This is a genomic window from Sandarakinorhabdus sp. (assembly GCF_031422795.1).
Taxonomy (GTDB): domain Bacteria; phylum Pseudomonadota; class Alphaproteobacteria; order Sphingomonadales; family Sphingomonadaceae; genus Sandarakinorhabdus.
Genome location: NZ_JANPML010000148.1, coordinates 1 through 2,416, shown reverse-complemented (window position 1 = coordinate 2,416; position 2,416 = coordinate 1). Strand labels below are relative to the sequence as shown.

2 protein-coding genes, 1 tRNA gene and 1 pseudogene are annotated in these 2,416 nt (G+C 67.5%); 3 read left to right on the top strand and 1 reads right to left on the bottom strand.

Annotation, left to right across the window (positions count from 1 at the left end; translation table 11 throughout):
* From RMO81_RS05485 to RMO81_RS05475, 3 genes and pseudogenes are all read left to right on the top strand, one after another.
* A pseudogene (locus tag RMO81_RS05485) lies at positions 1-381 on the top strand (single-stranded-DNA-specific exonuclease RecJ); the annotation flags it as partial.
* A gap of 67 nt (positions 382-448) precedes the next feature.
* Positions 449-524 (top strand) — tRNA-Glu (locus RMO81_RS05480).
* 97 nt (positions 525-621) lie between these two features.
* Positions 622-2,007, top strand: coding sequence for an AarF/ABC1/UbiB kinase family protein (locus RMO81_RS05475; protein WP_310474760.1), 1,386 nt, complete (start codon positions 622-624; stop codon positions 2,005-2,007).
* Here the strand turns inward: RMO81_RS05475 and RMO81_RS05470 are convergent.
* Positions 1,917-2,414 (bottom strand): YbaK/EbsC family protein, encoded by a 498-nt coding sequence (locus RMO81_RS05470; protein WP_310474758.1) that lies wholly within the window; start codon positions 2,412-2,414, stop codon positions 1,917-1,919. The genes RMO81_RS05475 and RMO81_RS05470 overlap by 91 nt on opposite strands.
* Positions 2,415-2,416: the final 2 nt, after the last annotated feature.

Sequence of the window (2,416 nt, the reverse complement as noted above, 5' to 3'; positions counted from 1 at the left end):
GTGGCCGCAGCAACCGCCGACAGGGCGCTGTCCATCGACACGGCGGTGGCGCCGCGCGGTTTGAATGCCGGCCTTGTCGATGTGCTCGAAGCCGGCGGGCCCTACGGCCAGGGCTGGCCGGCGCCGCGCATCGCCGCCGGGCCATTCCAGGTCGTCGATTCCCGTATCGTTGGTGAAAATCATTTGCGCCTGCAACTGGCCGGCGCCGACGGTGGCCGCATCAAGGCCATGGCGTGGCGGCAGGGGGACACCGATCTTGGCGCTGCTCTGCAAGGCGCGCGCGGCCGTCCCGTGCATGTTGCCGGCCGCGTGAAGCGCGATGAATGGACCGGCGGCAACGCTGTCGAGCTTGAGCTGGACGACGCTGCTTTCACCGATTGAGGCAGGTTTTTGAAATTGCCTGTTGACGCAAAGGCGCTGGGTCAATAACAGGCGGCCTCTCGCTGCTGGCCCCTTCGTCTAGCGGTCTAGGACGTCGCCCTTTCACGGCGAAAACACGGGTTCGATTCCCGTAGGGGTCACCATCTGAAACGGCAGGCATCACGCCTGCCGTTTTGCGTTTGGGGCCAGCGTCAATGCCCCACACTGGCGCGCAGCGCCCGGCCACGGCATTGACGCGCCATGCAGCGCCCCCGCACCGTCCCATCGTCCCGCCTGTCGCGCCTTGCCGGCTTTGGCCGATTGGCTGGCGGCATTGCCGGCAACGTGCTGGGCGGCGGCGCGCGCGAGATGCTGAAGGGGCAGCGGCCCGACCTGCCCAGCCTGTTGCTCAATCCCGCCAATGCCCGGCGGCTGGCCGATGAACTGGCACGGCTGCGCGGCGCCGCCATGAAACTGGGTCAGCTGATTTCGATGGACGGCGGCGAGGTGCTGCCGCGCGAATTGGCCGACATCCTGGCCCGCCTGCGTGCAGAAGCTGATCCGATGCCGGAAAAACAGCTGGAACAAGCGCTGGTGGCCGGCTGGGGCCCCGATTGGCGCCGCCAGTTCCAGCAGTTCGACATGGCACCAATGGCGGCGGCCTCCATCGGCCAGGTGCACCGGGCGGTGGCGCTGGATGGCCGCGATCTGGCCATCAAGGTGCAATATCCCGGCATCGCCGCCAGCATCGATGCCGATGTGGATAATGTTGCAACCCTGGTAAAGCTGTCGGGCCTGCTGCCGGCAGGGTTCGCGCTCGATCCGCTGCTCGCCGATGCCAAGCGCCAGTTGCACGATGAAGCCGATTACGCCCGCGAAGCCATGATGCTGGAACGCTATGCCGCGCAGGCCAAGGGCTGGCCCGGCGTCGCCGTGCCAGCGCTGGCGGCCGATCTGTCGCGGCCGAACATCCTGGCCATGGGCCATGTCGGCGGTGTTGGCATCGACAAGGCGGCTGCCCTGCCCCAGGCCGAACGTGACCGGCTGATGACGCTGATGCTGCGCATCCTGATGGCCGAACTGTTCGACTGGCGCATGATGCAGACCGATCCGAATTTCGCCAACTACCGCTATGATCTGAACAACGGCCGGTTGGTGTTGCTGGATTTCGGCGCCGCCCGCGACGTGCCGGCAGCGGTGAGCGATGGCTATCGCGCCCTGCTCGCGGCCGGCCTGGCCGCTGACGATCAGGCGCTGCTCACTGGCCTGGCGTCGCTGGGCATCCTGCCCGCCAACCCGCCGGCAGCGATGACCGACGCCATCCTGGGCATGGCCCGCGACGGCTTTGCGCCGCTGCGCATGGATGGCGCGTTTGATTTTGGCGGTGGCGGCCTGGCAGCCAATCTGAAAGCGCAATCGAGCAGCCTAGTGGCCCTGCGCGAGCACTTCATCGCGCCGCCGCCCGATGTGCTGTTCATCCAGCGCAAGATCGCCGGCATGTATCTGCTGGCGGCCCGGCTGAAGGCGCGCGTTGATGTCGCGGCGCTGGTGCGGCCCTATACCGAACCAGCTGCCGATTCTGCCCCGGATTCTGGCAACACGCAGGCATCCACCCAACCACGCGCCACCAGAGCCGCCAGACGCTGAGGCGCGATTTCCACCGAGCTTTCGCGGCTACCAGCGGCCGGAAACACGCTTGGGAACGCCTGCAGCGACACATCCAGCCACACCGGCACATCGGTTGCCAAACCAAACGGGCAGACACCGCCCACGGCATGGCCCGTCACCGCCAGCGTTTCCGCAGCATCCAGCATGCGCGGCTTGCCGCCCAGCGCGGCGCGGGCCTTTTGATTGTCGAGCCGGGCATCGCCGCGCGTCACCAGCAGCAGCACTGCGCCATTCACCCGCATCGCCAGCGATTTCGCGATGCGGCCCGGTGCAACCCCCAATGCGGCGGCAGCCTCGGCAACGGTCGCGGTGGATGCGCCGGGGATGATCACCGGCACATCGGGGGCGTGGGCAGCGAGCCAGCGGAGCACGTCTTCATGAGCCATGC

Bases quoted from the DNA above. Each gene is read 5' to 3' on its own strand.
- RMO81_RS05475 (WP_310474760.1), top strand. From the start codon at position 622: ATGCAGCGCCCCCGCACCGTCCCATCGTCCCGCCTGTCGCGCCTTGCC.
- RMO81_RS05470 (WP_310474758.1), bottom strand. From the start codon at position 2,414: ATGGCTCATGAAGACGTGCTCCGCTGGCTCGCTGCCCACGCCCCCGAT.